General features: G+C 73.8%; 6 protein-coding genes. All 6 read left to right on the plus strand.

The annotated features are described in order from the left end of the window. A partial coding sequence (locus tag IZR01_RS37305) for a KR domain-containing protein (RefSeq protein WP_194926616.1) occupies positions 1-2136 on the plus strand: 2136 nt, incomplete at its 5' end. Between the two features lie 9 nt (positions 2137-2145). Next, the gene (locus tag IZR01_RS37310) at positions 2146-3006 is read left to right on the plus strand and encodes a 3-hydroxyacyl-CoA dehydrogenase family protein (protein ID WP_194896949.1); all 861 of its coding nucleotides are present in this window, start codon (positions 2146-2148) and stop codon (positions 3004-3006) included. Beyond that, positions 3006-3287, plus strand: coding sequence for an acyl carrier protein (locus tag IZR01_RS37315; protein ID WP_194896950.1), 282 nt, complete (start codon positions 3006-3008; stop codon positions 3285-3287). The genes IZR01_RS37310 and IZR01_RS37315 overlap by 1 nt, the downstream gene beginning before the upstream one ends. Beyond that, the gene (locus IZR01_RS37320; RefSeq protein WP_194896951.1) at positions 3280-4401 is read left to right on the plus strand and encodes an acyl-CoA dehydrogenase family protein; all 1122 of its coding nucleotides are present in this window, start codon (positions 3280-3282) and stop codon (positions 4399-4401) included. Before IZR01_RS37315 ends, IZR01_RS37320 begins: the two co-directional genes overlap by 8 nt. Before the next feature lie 20 nt (positions 4402-4421). Next, the gene (locus IZR01_RS37325; protein ID WP_194896952.1) at positions 4422-5531 is read left to right on the plus strand and encodes an HAD-IIIC family phosphatase; all 1110 of its coding nucleotides are present in this window, start codon (positions 4422-4424) and stop codon (positions 5529-5531) included. Between the two features lie 32 nt (positions 5532-5563). Next, positions 5564-19132: SDR family NAD(P)-dependent oxidoreductase (locus IZR01_RS51425; RefSeq protein WP_438939711.1), on the plus strand; the 13569-nt coding region annotated here is incomplete at its 3' end.

Raw genomic sequence — 19132 nt, forward strand, 5'->3', positions numbered from 1 at the left:
CCAGTCCACGACCAGCGGCTCCAGCTCCTCGGCCAGCGGGATCCGGGCGTCGACGCTGATCGCGCGGCGGGTCATCTTGCGGGCCGACAGGCCCGGGATGCGCTCCCGCGCCGCCCCGGCACCGCCCTCGTCGCCGGTGGCACCGGCACCCTCGGCGCGCTGGTCACCCGGCACCTGGCCGACTCCGGCCGGGCCGCCGCCTTCCTGCTCACCAGCCGGTCCGGACCGGTCGCCGAGGGTGTGCCGGCGCTGGCCGCCGCGGTGGCCGCGCGCGGGGCCGGCACCCGGGTGGTGGCGTGCGACGTCGCCGACCGGGACGCTCTGGCCGCGGTGCTGGCCGCCGTCCCGGCCGAGCTGCCGCTGAGCACCGTGGTCCAGGCCGCCGGGGTGGTGGACGACGCGCTGACCGGCGACCTCACCGCCGAGCGGCTGGCGGCGGTGGCGCGGCCCAAGTCCGGCGCGGCCTGGCGGCTGCACGAGCTGACCCGCACGGCCGACCTGGACGGGTTCGCCCTTTTCTCCTCGCTCTCGGCGACCGTCGGCAACGCCGGGCAGGGCAACCACTGCGCGGCCAGCGCCTTCTTGGACGCCCTGGCCGAGCAGCGGTGTGCCGCCGGGCTGCCGGGGTCCTCGATGGCCTGGGGCCTGTGGGCCGACACCAGCAAGATCACCGGGACGATGTCCGCGCAGGACCTGGCGCGGGTCGCCCGCAGCGGGGTGGCGGCGATGCCGGCCGAGGTGGCACTGGCGCTGTTCGACGCCGCGTCCGCCCGGCCGGAGCCGGTGCTGGTCACGGCCTCGTTCAACACCGCCGCGCTGCGCTCGGCGGCCGAGGCCGACGCCCTGCCGCCGGTGTTGCGGGCCCTGGCCGACGCCGGGCCGCGGCGCCCGGCCCGGCGGCAGGCCGCCGCCGACTCCGACGCCGGTCCGGAGCTGCGGGCCCGGCTGGGCCGGGCCGGCACCGCCGAGCAGCGCACCATCTTGACCGAGCTGGTGCGCTCCGAGGCCGCGGTGCTCCTGGGCCACGCCTCGGCCGGCGAGGTCGACCTCGATCTCAGCTTCCTGGAACAGGGCTTGGACTCGCTCACAGCGGTCGAGCTGCGCAACCGGCTGCACGCCCTGACCGGGGTCCGGCTGCGCGGATCGGCGGCGTTCGACCACCCGACGGTCCCGGAGCTGGCCGCGCGTCTGCACTCCGGACTGGGACCGGAGGTCCGGGCCCCGGGTGCCGATACGGCCGACGAGCCGGCGACCGGCACCGGCACGGCGAGCGGCGGCACGAGCGGGACCGGCACGGCGACCTTCGGCCGCCTCTACCGCCAAGCCGCCGCCGACGGCCTGACCGAACAGGCGATGGCCGTGATCCGGGGCGCCGCGGCGTTCCGCCCGGTCTTCACCGCCGAGGACCCGGGGGCCGAGAACCAGCGGCTGGTCGGGGTGACGCAGGGCCCGGACACCCCGTCGGTGATCACCTTCCCGTCCTTCGTCAGCCGCTCGGCGATCCAGGAGTACGCCGCGCTGGCGGCCGGCTTCCGCGGCGTCCGCAAGGTCACCGCCGCGCCCTCGCCCGGCTTCGCCCCCGGCGAGCCGCTGGCCGCGGACCTCGCGGCGCTGGTCGGCCGGCACGCCGCCGCCGTCGCCGGAACCCTGGACGGCACCGCGTTCGTGCTGGCCGGCCACTCCTCCGGCGGGCTGGTCGCGCACGCCGTGGCCACCCGCCTGGCGGCCGAGGGCCGGGCCCCGGCCGGGGTGGTCTTGATGGACACCTACGCCCCGGGCCGCCCGGAGATGGCGATGGCGTCCTGGTCGCGGCTGCCCGCACTACTGCTGGCCGACGCCGACCCGGACGAGGACCCGGTCGCCGAGGACGCCTGGCTGACCGCCATGGCCCACTACCTGTCCCTGGACTGGAACGGCCTGGAGCCGGTCTCGATCCCGACCCTGCTGGTGCGGGGCCGCGATCCGCTGACCGAACTCGGGGCCGCGCCGGCCGAACTGTCCTGGGGACTGTCCGACGACGTGACGGTCGTCGACGTCCCCGGAAACCACCTGACCATGCTGTCGGTCCACGCCCAGACGACGGCGCAGGCCGTCAACGACTGGCTGGACCGGCCGCGGGTCTCGCCCGAGAAGTAAGGAGCTGATATGACAACCGACTACACGGCGCACCGGCTCGCCGTGATCGGCGCCGGCGTGATGGGGACGAACATCTCCGCGCTGGCGCTGGGCCACGGCGTCCCGGTCACCCTCGTCGACCTCGACGAGGACAAGCTGAGCCAGGCCCGCCGGACCATCAAGACCAAACTGCGGCACGCCCAGCTGATGGACGTCCTGCCGGACCGGCCGCAGGGCACGCTGACCACCACGGTCTCGCTGACCGACGTGGCCGACGCCACCACGGTGGTGGAGGCGGTCGTGGAGATCGCCGAGACCAAGTACAAGGTGCTGGCCGAGGTCTCCGGGATCGTCCGCCCCGGCACGACCCTGATCTCCAACACCTCCTGCATCTCCATCGACGAGATGGCCGAGCACGTGAGCCGGCCGGAGGAACTGGTCGGCGTCCACTTCATGAACCCGGCCTACATGATCGAGATGGTCGAGGTGATCCGGGGCACCGGCACCTCGCCGGAGATCCTGGCCGCCGTCACCGGCCTGCTCACCGATCTGGGCCGGACGTCGCTGGTGATCAACGACTCCACCGGCTTCGTCATCAACCGGCTGCTGCACCCGCTGATCAACACCGCGGCGATGCTCGTGCAGGAGGGGGTGGCCTCGGCCGAGGTGGTGGACGGCCTGCTCGAAGGGTGCCTGGGCCACTCCACCGGCCCGCTGCGCACCGGCGACCTGATCGGACTGGACAACCTCGTGGACTCGCTGCGGGTGCTCTACAAGCAGCGTGGCGACGAGAGCTGTAACCCCTGCGACCTCCTCTTGGAGAAGGTGCGTGAAGGGAACCTCGGCCGGAAGACCGGCCGGGGGTTCTATGACTACGGAAAGGCAATGTGATGACCGCCGAACAGACCGAGCTCACCGCCGGCGAGATCGAGAAGGGCCTGCGCGGCCATCTGGACTCGGTCCTCAACACCGCGGTGGAGCCCGACCAGGACCTGTTCAAGTCCGGCCTGGTCTCCTCGATGTTCGCCATGCAGCTCGTGGTCCACCTGGAGGAGACCTATGACATAGCGATCATCGGCGCGGACCTGAAGCTGGACAGCTTCCGCACCGTGCAGGCGATGACCGAGCTCGTGCTCCGGCTGCGGGCCGCGGCCGCCGGCGCCGATGCCTGACATCCTGGCCGACGAGTTCGCCTTCCTGGGCGAACTCGTCGGCGACCAGCCGGAAGCCTGGGACCTGGCCGGGGTGCTGCCGGTCGACCTGCTGCGCAAGCTCGGCGCGCGCGGCGTGCTGTGCGCCGAGGTCCCGGCCTCCTTTGGAGGTCTGGGACTGTCCAGCGCGGACAACGGTGCGCTGACCGCCCATGTCGGCGCGCTGGACAGTTCGCTGCGCAGCATCATGACCTCGCAGGGCATCGCCGCCTTCACCGTGCAGCGGCTCGGCGACCGCGAACAGCGCCGCCGGTACCTGGCGGACCTGACCGGCGGGCAGCTGGCCGCGGTGGCGTTCAGCGAACCGGAGGCCGGCAGCGACCTGTCGGCGATGCAGACCACGATCACGCCGGACGGCGACTCGGTGGTGGTCTCCGGCCACAAGAAGTGGATCACCGGGGCCCGCTACGCCGATCTGCTCCTGGTGCTCGGCCGGTTCGGGGACGACGCCGCCTTCGTGGTGGTGCCGGCCTCGGCGCCCGGCGTGCGCATCGAGCCGGTCCCGTCCCCGATGGGCTGCCGCGCGGCCGGGCACAGCGACGTGCGCCTGGACGACGTCCGGTTGCCGGCCGCCAGCGTGCTCGGCGGCGGCGGACAGCAGCTGCAGCTGCTGTTCACCACGGCGCTGACCTACGGCCGGATGTCAGTGGGCTGGGGCTGCGTCGGCATCATCCGGGCCTGCCTCAACGCCGCGACCGTGCACGCGCGCACCCGGCGGCAGGGCGGCGTGGTGCTGGCCGAGCACCAGCTGGTGGCCCGCCACCTGGCCGCTCTGCTGGTCGCCGAACAGGTGGCGACCAGGGCCTGCGAGCACGCCAGCCGCTGCTGGGACGCGAACTCCGCGGAGCTCGTGGTCGCCGCGGTGCTGGCCAAGCACGTCGCCGCCACCCAGGCCGCGGCCGCGGCGGCGACCGCGGTGCAGGTCCTGGCCTCGGCCGGGGCCCAGGACGGCCACGTGGTCGCCCGCGCGTACCGGGACGCCAAGCTCATGGAGATCATCGAGGGCTCCACCGAGATCTGTGAGCTGATCCTGGCCCGGCACGCCCTGACCGTCGTACCCGAACCGAAGTGCTGAGCTCAACCGAGGAGATCCCTGTGGCTGACAAGCCCAAACTGGTCAAGTGCCTGGTCTGGGACCTGGACAACACCCTGTGGCGGGGCACCATCCTGGAGGACGGGGAGGTCGAGTTCCCCGAGGAGATCAGGGACGTGATCATCGCCCTGGACTCCCGCGGCATCCTGCAGTCCATCGCCAGCAAGAACGACTACGACCTGGCCTGGGAGAAGCTGGAGAAGCTGGGCGTCGCCGAGTACTTCGTCCACCCCGCGATCGGCTGGGGGCGTAAGTCGGACTCGGTGAAGGACATCGCCGACAAACTCCAGTTCGCGCTGACCACCATCGCGTTCATCGACGACCAGCCCACCGAGCGGGCCGAGGTCAACTACAGCCACCCCGAGGTGCGCTGCTACCCGGCCGAGGACGCGCTGAAGCTGACCGGGCTGCCGGAGTTCACCCCGGAGTTCGTCACCGAGGACTCCCGGCGCCGCCGCGAGATGTACCAGGCCGGCTTCCGGCGGGACGCGGAGAAGGAGACGTTCAACGGGCCCGACGAGGACTTCCTGCGCTCGCTGGAACTGGTCATGGCGGTCAAGCGGGCCGACGAGGTGGACCTGACCCGGGTCGAGGAACTGACCCTGCGCACCAGCCAGATGAACGCCACCGGCGTGCACTACTCCGACGCCACGCTGCGCGCTCTGCTGTCGGACCCGGACAACGAGGTCATCACCGTGACCCTCGCCGACCGGTTCGGCCCGCACGGCGCGGTCGGCGTGCTGCTGCTGGAGTACCACGACGCCCTCTGGCACCTGAAGCTGTTGGCGACCTCCTGCCGGGTGGTCACCTTCGGCGCCGGCTCGGTGCTGCTGAACTGGCTGGTCGACGAGGCCGCCCAGGCCGGCGCGCACCTGGTGGCCGACTTCCGGCCCACCGACCGGAACCGGATGATGGACATCGCCTACCGCTTCGCCGGGTTCACCGAGGAACCCTGCGACTGCCTGGCCGACCTGCCCGCCCTGGCCGAGGCGGACCGCGACGTCAAACGTCTGCACCTGGTCGCCGACCGGCGGCCCGGGGCGACGACGATGACCGTCACCGCACCCGCGCTGGCGGCGGACCGAGCAGTGAGGGCAGGGGCCCGGGCATGACGAATCAGGGCTGGGCGGAGCCGGTCGCGATCGTGGGGATGGGCTGCCGGTACCCCGGCGGCATCGGCTCGCCGGAGGATCTGTGGCGAGTCCTGTCCCAGGAGCGGGATGTCATCTCCGACTTCCCGGCCGATCGCGGATGGCAGCTGGCCGCCGGGCAGACCGTGGTCACGCGCGGCGGGTTCCTGGCCGAGGCCGCCGGGTTCGATCCGGCGTTCTTCGGGATCAGCCCGCGCGAGGCCCTGGCCATGGACCCGCAGCAGCGCCAGCTGCTGGAGGTCGCCTGGGAGACGCTGGAGCGCGCCGGGTTCGACCCGGCCACGCTGCGCGGCTCGGCCACCGGGGTCTTCGTCGGCGCCGAGCCGCGGGACTACGGCCCGCGGCTGCACCAGGCGCCCGAAGGCATGGCCGGCCACCTGCTGACCGGCACCGCCACCAGCGTCGCCTCCGGCCGGATCGCCTACGCGCTGGGCCTGGCCGGCCCGACGCTGACGGTGGACACCTCCGCGTCCAGCTCGCTGGTCGCGGTGCACCTGGCCGCCCAGTCCCTGATGAACGACGAATGCGCGCTCGCCCTGGCCGGCGGCGCGTGCGTGCTGGCCGGTCCCGGGAACTTCGTCGCGTTCAGCGGTATGCGCGGCCTGGCCCCGGACGGCCGCTGCAAGCCGTTCGCCGACGCGGCGGACGGCACGGTGTGGTCCGAGGGCGTCGGCCTGGTCGTGCTGGAACGGCTGTCCGACGCCCGCCGGAACGGACACCAGATCCTGGCGGTCCTGCGGGGGACCGCCGTCAACAACGACGGCGCCGGCGACGCGCTCAGCGGACCGGTCGGACTCACGGTGCCGAACCCGCGGGCGCAGCAAGCGGTGATCCAGGCCGCCCTGGCCACCGCCGGCCTGTCGGCCGCCGACATCGACGCGGTGGAGGCGCACGGCACCGGCACCCGCCGCGGCGACCTCGCCGAGGCGAGCGCCCTGCTGGCCGGGTACGGCCGGGACCGTCCCGAGGACCGGCCGCTGTGGCTGGGCTCGGTGAAGTCCAACCTCGGACACACGCTCGCGGCCGCGGGGGTCGCGGGCTTGATCAAGACGGTGCTGGCGCTGGGCAACGGCGTGCTGCCGCGGACGTTGAACGTGGACGCGCCGTCTTCCCGGGTGGACTGGGACGCCGGTAATATCAAACTATTGACGCAGGCGCGGCCGTGGCCGTCCGGCCCGCGGGTGCGCCGGGCCGGGGTCTCCTCGTTCGGGATCTCCGGGACGAACGTGCACGCGATCGTGGAGGAGGCTCCGGCCGGTTCGGAGGCTGCGGACGTCGACGCCGGGCACGGCACTCCGCCTCCGGTCATCGCGGACCGTAGCGTCGTGCCGTGGCTGGTCTCCGGCCGTTCGGCAGCGGCGTTGCGGGGGCAGGCCGAGCGGCTGCGCGAGTTCGTCCAGGCGCGCCCCGAACTGGACCCGGCCGACGTCGCCAGGTCGCTGGCCACCAGCCGGTCAGCCTTCGAACACCGCGCGGTGGTGACGGGCGGCGGTACGGCCCTGGCAGCGGTGGCGACCGGGTCCGCTTCGGCCGCGGCCGTCGCCGGTGTCGTGCCGGGCTCGGCCGCCGGCCAGACCGTGTTCGTCTTCCCCGGTCAGGGGTCTCAGTGGGCCGGTATGGGCCGCGAATTGGCCGCGGCCTCTCCGGTGTTCGCGGAGCGTCTGGCTGAGTGTGGTCGTGCTCTGGCGCCGTTCGTGGATTGGTCGCTGGACGAGGTTCTGGCCGATCCCGCCGCGCTGGAAACCGACGATGTGGTGCAGCCGGCCCTGTGGGCGGTGATGGTTTCGCTGGCCGCGGTGTGGCAGGCCGCGGGCATCGTCCCGGACGCCGTGGTCGGCCACTCCCAGGGCGAGATCGCCGCGGCGACCGTCGCCGGGGCGCTCAGCCTGGACGACGCCGCCCGCGTCGTGGCCCTGCGCAGCCGTGCCTTGCGGTCGCTGCGCGGCGGTGGCGGCGGCATGGTCTCGGTGGCCGAGCCCGTGGACGCGGTCCGGGCCCGGATCGCCGGCTTCGGCGACCGCCTGAACATAGCCGTGGTCAACGGCCCGTCCGCGGCGGCGGTCTCCGGCGAGCTCGACGCGCTGGCCGAGCTCGTCGCGGCGTGCGAGGCCGAAGGCGTCCGCACCCGCCGCATCCCGATCGACTACGCCTCCCACAGCTCCCAAGTCGAGCAGTTGCGCGACCAGATCGATGAACTCCTGGCCCCCGCCGTCCCCGCCGAGCTGGCCGTCCCCATGGTCTCGACGGTGTCGGGGCAGTGGCTTCAGGGCACTGATCTGCACGCCGGCTACTGGTACGACAACCTGCGCCAAGCCGTTCAATTCGACCGGGCCGTCCGCATCCTCGCGGACTCCGGCCACCGTGTCTTCCTGGAGATGTCGCCGCACCCGGTGCTCACCGCCGCGGCCGCCGAGACCCTGGCCGACCACGGCACCCCGGCCGCCGTGGTCTCCGGCTCGCTGCGCCGCGACGACGGCGGCCCGACCCGCCTGCTGCACTCCTTCGCCGAGGCCTGGGTCCGCGGCGTGCCGGTGGACTGGCCGACCGTCATCGGCGCCGGCCGCCGCGTCGATCTGCCCACCTACGCCTTCCAGCACGAACGCTATTGGCTCGCCCCCGCCGCCGGCGTCTACGAGACCTCCTGGCAGGACGAGTACGAATACGAAGACGACGACCAGGACGAGCTCGCGCCCGGCGCGGCGGCCCCGACCGACACCCGCACCGGCCCCGACCCCCTGGAACTGGTCCGCTCCCACGCCGCTGTCGTCCTCGGCCACCCCACCTCCGACGCCGTCGTCCCCGACCGCACCTTCAAGGAACTCGGCTTCGACTCCGTCACCGGCGTGGAACTGCGCGACCGGCTCGCCGCGGCCACCGGTGTCGACCTCCCGCTCACCCTCATCTTCGACGAACCGACCCCGGCCCAGGCGGCCCGGTTCCTCGGCGCCGGGCTGGCCCGGGACGGGCAGGGCGGCCGAGCGGCCGGCGGGTCGCGCCGGGTCAGCCGGGCCGGCGTGCGCAAGCGCCGAACGCCTCGCCCGGTCCTGGACGAACCCATCGCCATCGTCGCGATGAGCTGCCGGTATCCCGGCGATGTCACGGCGCCCGAAGAGCTCTGGGACCTGCTGGCGCGCGGCGGCGACGCGGTCGGCGCCTTCCCGTCCGATCGCGGCTGGGACCTGCCCGACACGCCGCACGCCCAGGCCGGCGGCTTCGTCCGGGACGTCGCCGACTTCGATCCCGGCTTCTTCGGGATCAGTCCGCGCGAGGCGCTGGCGATGGACCCGCAACAGCGGCTGCTGCTGGAGACCTCCTGGGAGGCCTTCGAGCGGGTCGGCTTGGACCACGCGGCCCTGCGCGGCAGCGCGACCGGCGTGTTCGTCGGCGCCGCGGTGTCCGGATACGGGGCCGGCAGCGCGCCGGCCGACGACGGCCACCTGATGACCGGCACCGCGGCCAGCGTCATGTCCGGCCGCGTCGCCTACACCTTCGGCCTGGAGGGCCCGGCGGTGACCGTGGACACGGCCTGCTCCTCCTCGCTGGTGGCGCTGCACCTGGCCTGCCAGTCGCTGCGCTCCGGCGAGTGCGATCTCGCGCTGGCCGGCGGGATCAGCATCATGACCACCACCGAATGGTTCGCCTGGTTCTCGCGCCAGCACGGCCTGGCCTCCGACGGCCGCAGCAAGGCGTTCTCGGCGGCGGCCGACGGCATGGGCATGGCCGAGGGCGCCGGGATGATCGTGGTGGAGCGGCTGTCCGACGCGCGCCGCAACGGGCATCAGGTCCTTGCGGTGGTGCGGGGCAGCGCGGTGAACCAGGACGGTGCGTCCAACGGCCTGACCGCCCCGAACGGCCCGTCGCAGCAGCGGGTCATCCGCGCCGCGCTGGACGGTGCCCGACTCGCGCCCTCGGACGTGGACGTCGTCGAGGCGCACGGCACCGGCACTCCGCTCGGCGACCCGATCGAGGCGCAGGCGATCCTGGCGACCTACGGCCGGAACCGGCCCGAGGACCGGCCGCTGTGGCTGGGCTCGGTGAAGTCGAACCTCGGCCACACCCAGTGGGCCGCCGGCGCCGCCGGCATCATGAAGATGGTGCTGGCGCTGGGCCACGGGGAGTTGCCCCGCACCCTGCACGCCGACGAGCCGACGCCGCACGTCGACTGGTCCAGCGGTGCCGTGCGGCTGCTGACCGACACCGTTTCCTGGCCGAGCGGGCCACGACCGCGGCGCGTCGGCGTGTCCTCCTTCGGCATCAGCGGCACCAACGCGCACGTGATCCTGGAAGGCGCCGAGGGCGTCGCGGGGCCGGCACCGATACCGGAACTGGCACCGACATCCGATCGGCCGGTCGCGGACCCCGAAAGCCCGGACCAGGCAGCCCTGCCGGTCCTGCCCTGGCTGGTGTCGGCGCGGACCGCCGAGGGCCTGCCGGCCCAAGCCCGGCGGCTGCACACCTACCTGACCGGGCACGGCGACCTCGACCCCGCCGACATCGCCTGGTCGCTGGCCGACACCCGATCCGCCTGGGAACACCGGGCCGTCCTGCTCGGCGCCGACCGCCGGGAACTGCTGACCGCGCTGTCCGCACTGGCCGAAGATCAGGACTCTGACGCGCCGACCGGTGTCGCCGGCACGGCCGGCCGGCTCGCTTTCGTCTTCACCGGCCAGGGCGCCCAGCGCCACGGCATGGGCCGCGAACTGGCCGCGGCGTTCCCGGTGTTCGCCGCCGCCTTCGACCAGGCCTGCGTCGAACTGGACCGGCACCTCGGCGGCTCGGTCGCCGCGGCGATCGACGGCGGACCGGTCCACGACACGATGTGGACCCAGGCCGGCCTGTTCGCCCTGGAAGTCGCCCTGTACCGGCTCCTGGAATCCTGGGGCGTCCGGCCGGACCTGCTGGCCGGGCACTCGATCGGCGAGATCGCCGCGGCGCACGTCGCCGGGGTGTGGTCGCTGCCGGACGCCTGCGCGCTGGTCGCCGCGCGCGGCCGGCTGATGCAGGCGCTGCCGGCCGGCGGGGCGATGATCGCCGTGGCCGCGACCGAGCAGCGGGTCCGCGAGGTGCTGTCGCGGCATCCTGGAGCGGAGATCGCGGCCGTCAACGGACCGCAGGCCTCGGTCATCTCAGGGCTGGAAGACCCGGTGGTGGCGGCCGCCGCCGAGCTCGCCGCCGACGGCACCCGCACCCGCCGGCTCCAGGTCTCGCACGCGTTCCACTCGGCGTCGATGGAGCCGATGCTGGCCGAGTTCGCCACGGCCGTCGCCGGCCTGGACTTCCGACGGCCCGAGCTGCCCCTGGTGTCCGCGCTGACCGGCGCCGAGGTGACCGACGAGGTCACCGATCCGGCCTACTGGGTGCGGCACGTCCGCGAGACGGTCAGCTTCGGCGCCGCCGTCGACGCGCTGCGGGCGGCCGGAGCCCGGACCTTCGTCGAGATCGGCCCGGACGCGGCGCTGACCGCGATGGGCGCCCAGAGCCAGAGCGCCGACGGCTCCGAGGCCTGGCTCGCGGGCCTGCGCCGGGACCGCGACGAGGTGCGGACACTGCTCACCGCCGTGGCCTCGGCCCAAGTCCGGGGTGTGGCGGTGGACTGGTCCGGCTTCTTCGCCGACCGCGGTGTGCAGCGCGTCGAGCTGCCCACTTACGCCTTCCAGCGCAGCCGCTACTGGCTCGCCGCCGCCCCCGGCTCCGCTGACGCGGCGGGCCTGGGGCAGGCCGCGGCCGGGCATCCGCTGCTCGGCGCCGCCGTGGACCTCCCGGCCGACGGCGGTCTGGTGCTCACCGGGCGGCTGGCCCCGCGCACCCATCCCTGGCTGGCTGATCACGTGGTCGCCGGCTCGCCGCTCGTCCCCGGCACGGCGTTCGTGGACCTGGCACTGCACGCCGGCGCCGAAGCCGGTGCCGCAGACCTCGAAGAACTGGTCATCGACACCCCGCTGCGCCTGCCCGAGCGCGGCGGCGTGCAGATCCGGGTGACGGTGGCCGAACCGGACCCCGATGGCCGCCGGAGCCTGGCCGTCTACTCGCGGTCCGAGGACGCCGGTGAGCGCGGTGCCTGGATCCGGCACGCTGCCGGGACCGTGACGTCCGGCCAAGGCCGGTCCGCGGCATCGGTGGCGCCGATGCCGTCCTGGCCGTCGGAGGGCACGCTCCCGGCCGATGGCGTCGACCCCGCCGACCTGTATGCGGAGCTGGCCGACACCGGCCTGCCCTATGGGCCGGCGTTCCGCGGGCTGCGCGCGGCGTGGCGCCGGGGCGCCGAGACGTTCGCAGAGATCGAACTCCCGGCCGGTCTGACCACCGCCGGATACGGCGTCCACCCCGCGCTGCTCGACGCCGCGCTGCACGCCATCGGTCTGGACGGTGCTCTGTCCGGCGCGGACGGCGGTCCCCGGATCCCGTTCGCCTGGACCGGGGTCCGGTTGTTCGCGACCGAGGCGAACGCGGCGCGGGTGCGGATCGCCCCGGCGGGGGCCGGCGACGCGGTCTCGGTGACGCTGACCGACTCGACCGGTGCCCCGATCATCGTGATCGACTCGCTGGTGCTGCGCGAGGCACCGACCGCCCAGCCGCGGTCCGAGGCGCTGCACCGGCTGGAGTGGGTGCCGGCGCCCGAGGCCGCTGCCGATCAGGCCACTGGAGCACTGTCGATGGCGGTGGTCGGATCGGCGCCCGCCGATGCCCTCGCCGGCGTCGATCGGTACGCCGACCTGGCCGAGCTGGTGGCGTCGGCGTCCGGGGCGACCGGGACGCTTCCGAGCGTCGTCTTCGCCTACTGCGACACCGACACCGACAGCGACAGCACCGCCGACTCCGACCCGGCGACCGCCGCGCACCGGGTCGCCACCGCCGCCCTCGCTCTGATCCAGCGGTGGCTGGCCGAGGACGCCCTGGACGCCTGCCGTTTGGTGCTCGTCACCACGGGCGCCGTGGACACCGGCGGCTCCGCGCCGGTGCGGCCCGCCGCCGCCCCGATCTGGGGTCTGGTCCGGACGGCCCAGACCGAGCACCCCGGCCGGTTCGTCCTCGCCGACGTCGACGAGACCGTCTATGGTCCCGAACGCCTCGCGGCCGGGCTGGCCCTCGACGAGCCGCAGTTCGCGATCCGCGCCGACCGGCTGCTGATCCCGCGCCTGGCTCGGGCCGAGGCCGGACTGCGGCTGCCGGACCGCCGGTCCGGCTGGCATCTGGCGTTCACCGAACCAGGGAGCTGGGACAACCTGCGCCTGGTCGCGGACGACCCGGCGGAGCCCGACCTCGCCCCCGGCGAGGTGCGCGTCGGCCTGCGCGCCTGCGGGGTGAACTTCCGGGACGTGCTGAACACGCTGGGCATGTATCCCGGCGAGGCCGGCCCGCTCGGGCTGGAAGGCGCGGGCGTGGTGCTGGCCGTGGGGCCCGGCGTCACGTCGGTGGCGGTCGGGGACCGGGTCATGGGCCTGTTCCGCGGCGCGTTCACGCCGGTCGCCCGCACCGACGCGCGGCTGCTGACCGCCGTCCCGGACGGCTGGACGTTCGCCGAGGCCGCCGCGGCGCCCGTGGTGTTCCTGACCGCCTACCACGCCCTCGTGGAACTGGCCGCGCTGCGGGCCGGCGAATCAGTGCTCATCCACGCCGCCGCCGGCGGTGTCGGCCTGGCCGCCGTCCAGCTCGCCCGCCACCTCGGGGCCGACGTCTACGGAACCGCCAGCCTCGGCAAGTGGCCGGTCCTGCGGGCCCTGGGCCTGGCCGAGCCCCGGCTCGCCTCGTCGCGGACGCTGGAGTTCGAAGCGGCCTTCCGTGCCGCCACCGACGGCCGCGGGGTCGACGTGGTACTCGACTCGCTGGCCGGCGAGTTCGTCGACGCCTCGTTGCGGCTGACCGCGCGCGGCGGCCGGTTCGTCGAGATGGGCAAGGCGGACATCCGCGACGCCGCGCGGGTGGCCGCCGACCACGGGCTCGAATATCAGGCTTTTGACCTGCTGGAGCTGGATCCAGAGCGGATCGGCGGCATGCTCGCCGTACTCTCCGACCTGTTCGCGGACCGCGCCCTGAGCCCGCTGCCGGTCACCTGCTGGGACGTCCGGCACGCGCCGGAGGCGTTCCGGCAGCTGAGCCAGGCGCGGCTGGTCGGCAAGGTGGTGCTCACCGTGCCGGACCGGTCGCCGGCGCTCGGCTCCGGCCCGGCTGACTCGGATAACCCGGATAGCACGGATGACACGGTTCTGATCACCGGCGCGACCGGCGGTCTGGGGGCGCTCGTGGCCCGGCACCTGGCCGCCGAGGGCCGGACCCGGCACCTGCTGCTGGCCTCGCGGCGCGGCCCCGCCGCCCCCGGCGCCGCCGCGCTCGCCGCGGACGTCGCCGCGCACGGTGCCGACGTGAGCCTGCGTGCGTGCGATGTGGCCTCCCGCCCGGCGCTGGCCGGGCTGCTCGCCGCGGTTCCGGCCGACCGGCCGCTGTCCGCGGTCGTCCACGCCGCCGGCGTCCTGGACGACGGGACGGTCGCCGCCCTGACCGACGAGCGGCTGGCCGCCGTGCTGCGTCCCAAGGTCGACGCGGCCTGGCACCTGCACGAGCTGACCGCCGACCGGGACCTGCGCGCCTTCGTGCTGTTCTCCTCGGTCGCCGGGATCTGGGGCAACCCGGGCCAGAGCGCCTACGCCGCCGCGAACACCTTCCTCGACGCGGTCGCGGCCCACCGGCGCCGGCTCGGCCTGCCCGGCACCGCGCTGGCGTGGGGGCCGTGGGAGCAGGAAGCCGGGATGGCCGGCCGGCTCGCCGGTGCCGACCGGCGGCGCATGGCCCGCGACGGCTTCCGGCCGATCGGTGACGCCGAAGGCTTGGAGCTGCTGGCCGCCGCCCTCGACGCGCCGGACGCGCTGCTGGTGCCGGCCCCGCTCGACCCGGCGGCGCTCGCCGCCCGCGAGGATCTTCCGCCGTTCCTGTCCGGCCTGGTCCGCCGACCCCGTCCGGGTGCTCGGTCCGCCGGCGGTTCCGCGACCGGCGGCAGCGCTCGGGGCGCCGGCGATCTGGCGACGCGCCTGGCCGCTCTGGCACCGGCCGAGCGGTTCATCGCGGTCCGGCAGATCGTGCTGGCCCAGACCGCCGTGGTGCTCGGCATGACCAATCTGGCCTCCTCGGCCGCCGGCCGCTCGTTCCGGGAACTCGGCCTGGACTCGCTGACCTCGGTGGAGCTGCGCAACCGGCTGTTCACCGCCACCGGCCTGCGGCTGGCCGCCACCGTGGTCTTCGACCACCCGACCCCGACCGCGCTGACCGAACACCTGCTGGCCGCACTGGTGCCGACGTCCTGCGCCCCGGCTGTCGGCGAGCCGGCGGCCAGCGGCCCGGTGCCGGCCTCGGGCTCGGGCTCGGGCTCGGACCTCGATACCGACCCGCTGGTCATCGTCGGCATCGGCTGCCGGTTCCCCGGCGGCGTGCAGGGCCCGCAGGACCTGTGGGACCTGGTGCTGCGCGGCGACGACGCCCTCAGCGACTTCCCGACCGACCGGGGCTGGGACGTCGAAGAGCTCTACGATCCGGACCCGACCGCCGTCGGCAAGACCTACGCCCGGGAAGGCGGATTCCTTCACGACGCCGCCGAGTTCGACGCCGCGTTCTTCGGGATCAACCCCCGCGAGGCGCTGGCGATGGACCCGCAGCAGCGGCTGCTGCTGGAGACTTCCTGGGCCGCGCTGGAGGACGCCGGCATCGACCCGGCCACCCTGCGCGGCACCCCTACCGGCGTCTTCACCGGCCTGATCTACCACGACTACGGCCAGGGCACGGCCGGCCTGCAAGAGGCCGAGGGCTACCTGGCCACCGGCGGATCCGGCGGTGTCGCCTCCGGCCGGCTGTCGTACATCCTGGGGCTGGAGGGCCCGGCGGTCACCATCGACACCGCCTGCTCGTCCTCGCTGGTGGCGCTGCACCTGGCGGTCCAGGCCCTGCGCGCCGGCGAGTGCTCGCTGGCCCTGGCCGGCGGCGTCACGGTGATGTCGACCCCCGGCACGTTCATCGACTTCTCCCGCCAGCGCGGCCTGTCCCCCGACGGACGCTGCAAGGCCTACGCCGAAGCCGCCGACGGCACCGGCTGGGGCGAGGGCGTCGGAGTCCTGGTCCTGGAACGCCTCTCCGACGCCCGCCGCCGCGGCCACCGCGTGTGGGCCGTCGTCGCGGGCAGCGCGATCAACCAGGACGGTGCCTCCAACGGCCTGACCGCGCCCAACGGCCCCTCCCAGCAACGCGTGATCCGCGCCGCCCTCGCCGCCTCCGGCCTGACCCCCGCCGACGTCGACGTCGTCGAAGGCCACGGCACCGGCACCACCCTCGGCGACCCCATCGAGGCCAACGCACTCCTGGCGACCTACGGCCAGGACCGCGCCGAGGACCGGCCCCTGTGGCTGGGCTCGGTGAAGTCCAACATCGGCCACACCCAGGCCGCGGCCGGCGTGGCCGGCATCATCAAGATGGTCACCGCGATGGCCCACGGCGTCGTGCCGCCGACGCTGCACGTGGACGCGCCGTCGTCGCACGTGGACTGGGCGACCGGGAAGATCCAGCTGCCGACGGAGGCCGTGCCGTGGCCGCGGTCCGGGCGGCCGCGGCGGGCGGGGGTATCAGCGTTCGGATTCAGTGGGACGAACGCGCATGTGATCTTGGAGGAGCCGCCGATCGCCGAGGCCGCAGAGCCTGTCGGGGCTGATCCGGTGGGCTCGGCTGGTCTTGATGGCGGGGCTGGTTCTGCGCTCGTCGGCGTAGTTCCGTGGATCGTGTCGGGCGGGTCGGACGCGGTATTGCGGGACCAAGCCGCACGGCTGCGGGAGTCGACCGTGGCGCGCTCTGCCCTCGATGTGCGGGACGTGGCATGGTCCTTGGCCTCCACACGCTCGGTCTTCGATCACCGGGCGGTCGTGATCGGCTCGGCTCGTCAAGAGCTGGCCGCTGGCTTGGCTGCGGTGGCGACCGGCCAGGCTGCTGGTTCCGTGGTGACTGGTTCGGCATCGGCGACCGGCCGGTCGGTGTTCGTGTTCCCCGGTCAGGGTGCGCAGTGGGCTGGCATGGGTCGCGAACTGGCTGCCGCCTCACCAGTGTTCGCCGACCGCCTCGCCGAGTGCGGCCGCGCCTTGGCCCCATTTGTGGACTGGTCCCTGACCGATGTCCTCAGCGATCCAGCCGCACTCGAAGCCGTCGATGTAGTGCAGCCAGCCCTCTGGGCAGTGATGGTCTCTCTGGCCGCAGTGTGGCAAGCCGCAGGCATCACACCGGATGCGGTAATTGGCCACTCTCAAGGCGAGATCGCAGCGGCGACCGTTGCCGGTGCGTTGTCTTTGAGCGATGGCGCGCGGGTCGTTGCCCTTCGCAGTCGTGCGTTGCGGGTGTTGGCTGGCGCGGGCGGGATGGTCTCGGTGGCTGAGCCGGTGGACGCGGTGCGTACCCGTATCGCAGAGTTCGGAGACCGCCTCTCGATCGCCGTGGTCAACGGCCCCTCGGCGACAGTCGTGTCGGGTGAGCCCGAGGCGCTGTCCGAGCTGCTCGCGGCCTGCGAAGCCGACGAGGTCCGCGCGCGCCGTATCCCCGTGGACTACGCCTCACACAGCGCCCAAGTCGAGCAACTGCGCGCCGAGATCACCGAGGTCCTGGCGCCTGTCGCTCCCGCCGAGCTGACCATCCCCATGGTCTCGGCCGTCTCCGGCGAATGGCTTCAGGGCCCTGAGCTCGATGCCGACTACTGGTTCGACAGCCTGCGTTCCACGGTCCAGTTCCACCAGGCCGTCCGGGTACTGGCCGAGACGGACCACGGCATCTTCCTGGAGATGTCCCCGCATCCGGTGCTCACCGCCCCGGTGTCCGAGACGCTGGAACACGCCGGAGCCTCCGACGCGCTGGTCTCCGGTTCGCTGCGGCGCGACGACGGCGGCGCGGACCGCCTGCTGGCCTCGTTCGCCGAGGCGTGGGTAGGCGGCGTCGACATCGACTGGCCGGCGGTGATCGGCACCGCCGAGCGCGTGGACCTGCCCACCTACGCCTTCCAACGCCGGCATTTCTGGCCGAAGCCAGCCATGGCGTCGGCTGCTTCCGGAACCCTGGGTCACCCGTTCCTGGCCACGTCAGTGGAATTGGCCTCTGGCGATGGCGTGGTGCTCACCGGTTCGGTGTCGCTGCGGACGCATCCGTGGCTGGCCGATCACGCAGTGGCCGGGACGGTTCTGCTGCCGGGCACGGCGTTCGTCGAGATGGCGGTGCGCGCCGGCGACACTGTCGGCTACGGCCGCCTGGACGATCTCGTCCTGGAAGCGCCGTTGACCCTTTCCGTAGACGCGGTAGTCCAGGTACAAGTGGTGGTCGGCCCGGACACCGACGGCCGCCGCCCGATCGAGATCCACAGCCGTCCATCGACTCAGGTCACTGACACACCGTGGATCCGCCACGCCAGCGGCACCGTGACCTCGGAGGTCGCGACCGCGGCCGTCGACGAGCTGACGGTCTGGCCGCCCCGGGACGCCGATCCCCTCCCGGTCCAAGACCTGTACGGCCAGCTGACTGGCCAGGGCTACGGCTACGGCCCGGCGTTCCGGGGCGTCCGCGCGGCCTGGCGGCGCGGCGACACCGTGTTCGCCGAAGTCGCCCTGCCCGACGACGCCACCACCGGCGCGGCAGACGGCTTCGGCCTGCACCCCGCCCTCCTCGACGCGGCCCTGCACGTCTCCGGATCGGCCCTGCCGCCACCGGCCCCCGGACAGGTGCGGCTGCCCTTCGGCTGGACCGGTGTGTCCCTGCACGCCTCCGGCGCTACAGTCCTGCGCGTGCGCCTGACCCCCACCGGCGCCGACGCGATCGCGCTGACGGCGGCGGACGGCACCGGCTCACCGGTGGTGTCGGTCGACGCTCTCGCGCTACGCCCCATCGCGGCCGACCAGCTGCACGCGAGCGCGATATCAGGGCACGACGATCTGTTCGCGGTGGGCTGGACGCCGGTCGCGGTGGGGGAACCGGCCGGACGGATCGCGGCGCTCGGCGCTAATGTCCCCGGGCTGTCGGCTGATGCTGTGTTCGCGGGCGTGTCGGCGCTGGTCGAGGCGGTACAGGCTGGCGAGCCGGTTCCGGATCTGGTGCTGGTCGCTGCGAGTGCGGATGTCGATGCATCAACCGCAACCGCAACCGCAACTACGGCCGCAACTCCGGCTTCGGCCGCGACTGTGCGCGTGGCTGCGACTCCGGCTGTGACTGCGCCTGGGGATGCGGCTGCGGCTCGTGGTGCGGTGTCTGATGTCCTTGCTGTGGTGCAGCAGTGGCTGGCCGCCGATGAGTTGGCTGCGGCACGTCTAGTCGTCGTCACTCATAGTGCGGTCGCCACGGCCGCCGGCGAGAATGTCGCCGATCTACCCGGCGCTGCTGTCTGGGGCCTGATTCGCTCCGCACAGTCCGAGAACCCCGACCGCTTCATCCTCCTGGACATCCCATCCCAAGGCTCTGATCTCCTGCCCAGCGCTCTCGCTTCTGGCGAGCCCGAGCTGGCCATTCGCAGCGACGCCGTCCTAGCGCGCCGCCTCACCCGCCCCTCCGCCGCTCTCTCCCTC

Source organism: Catenulispora pinisilvae (assembly GCF_015356865.1).
In the GTDB taxonomy this organism is placed as follows: domain Bacteria; phylum Actinomycetota; class Actinomycetes; order Streptomycetales; family Catenulisporaceae; genus Catenulispora; species Catenulispora pinisilvae.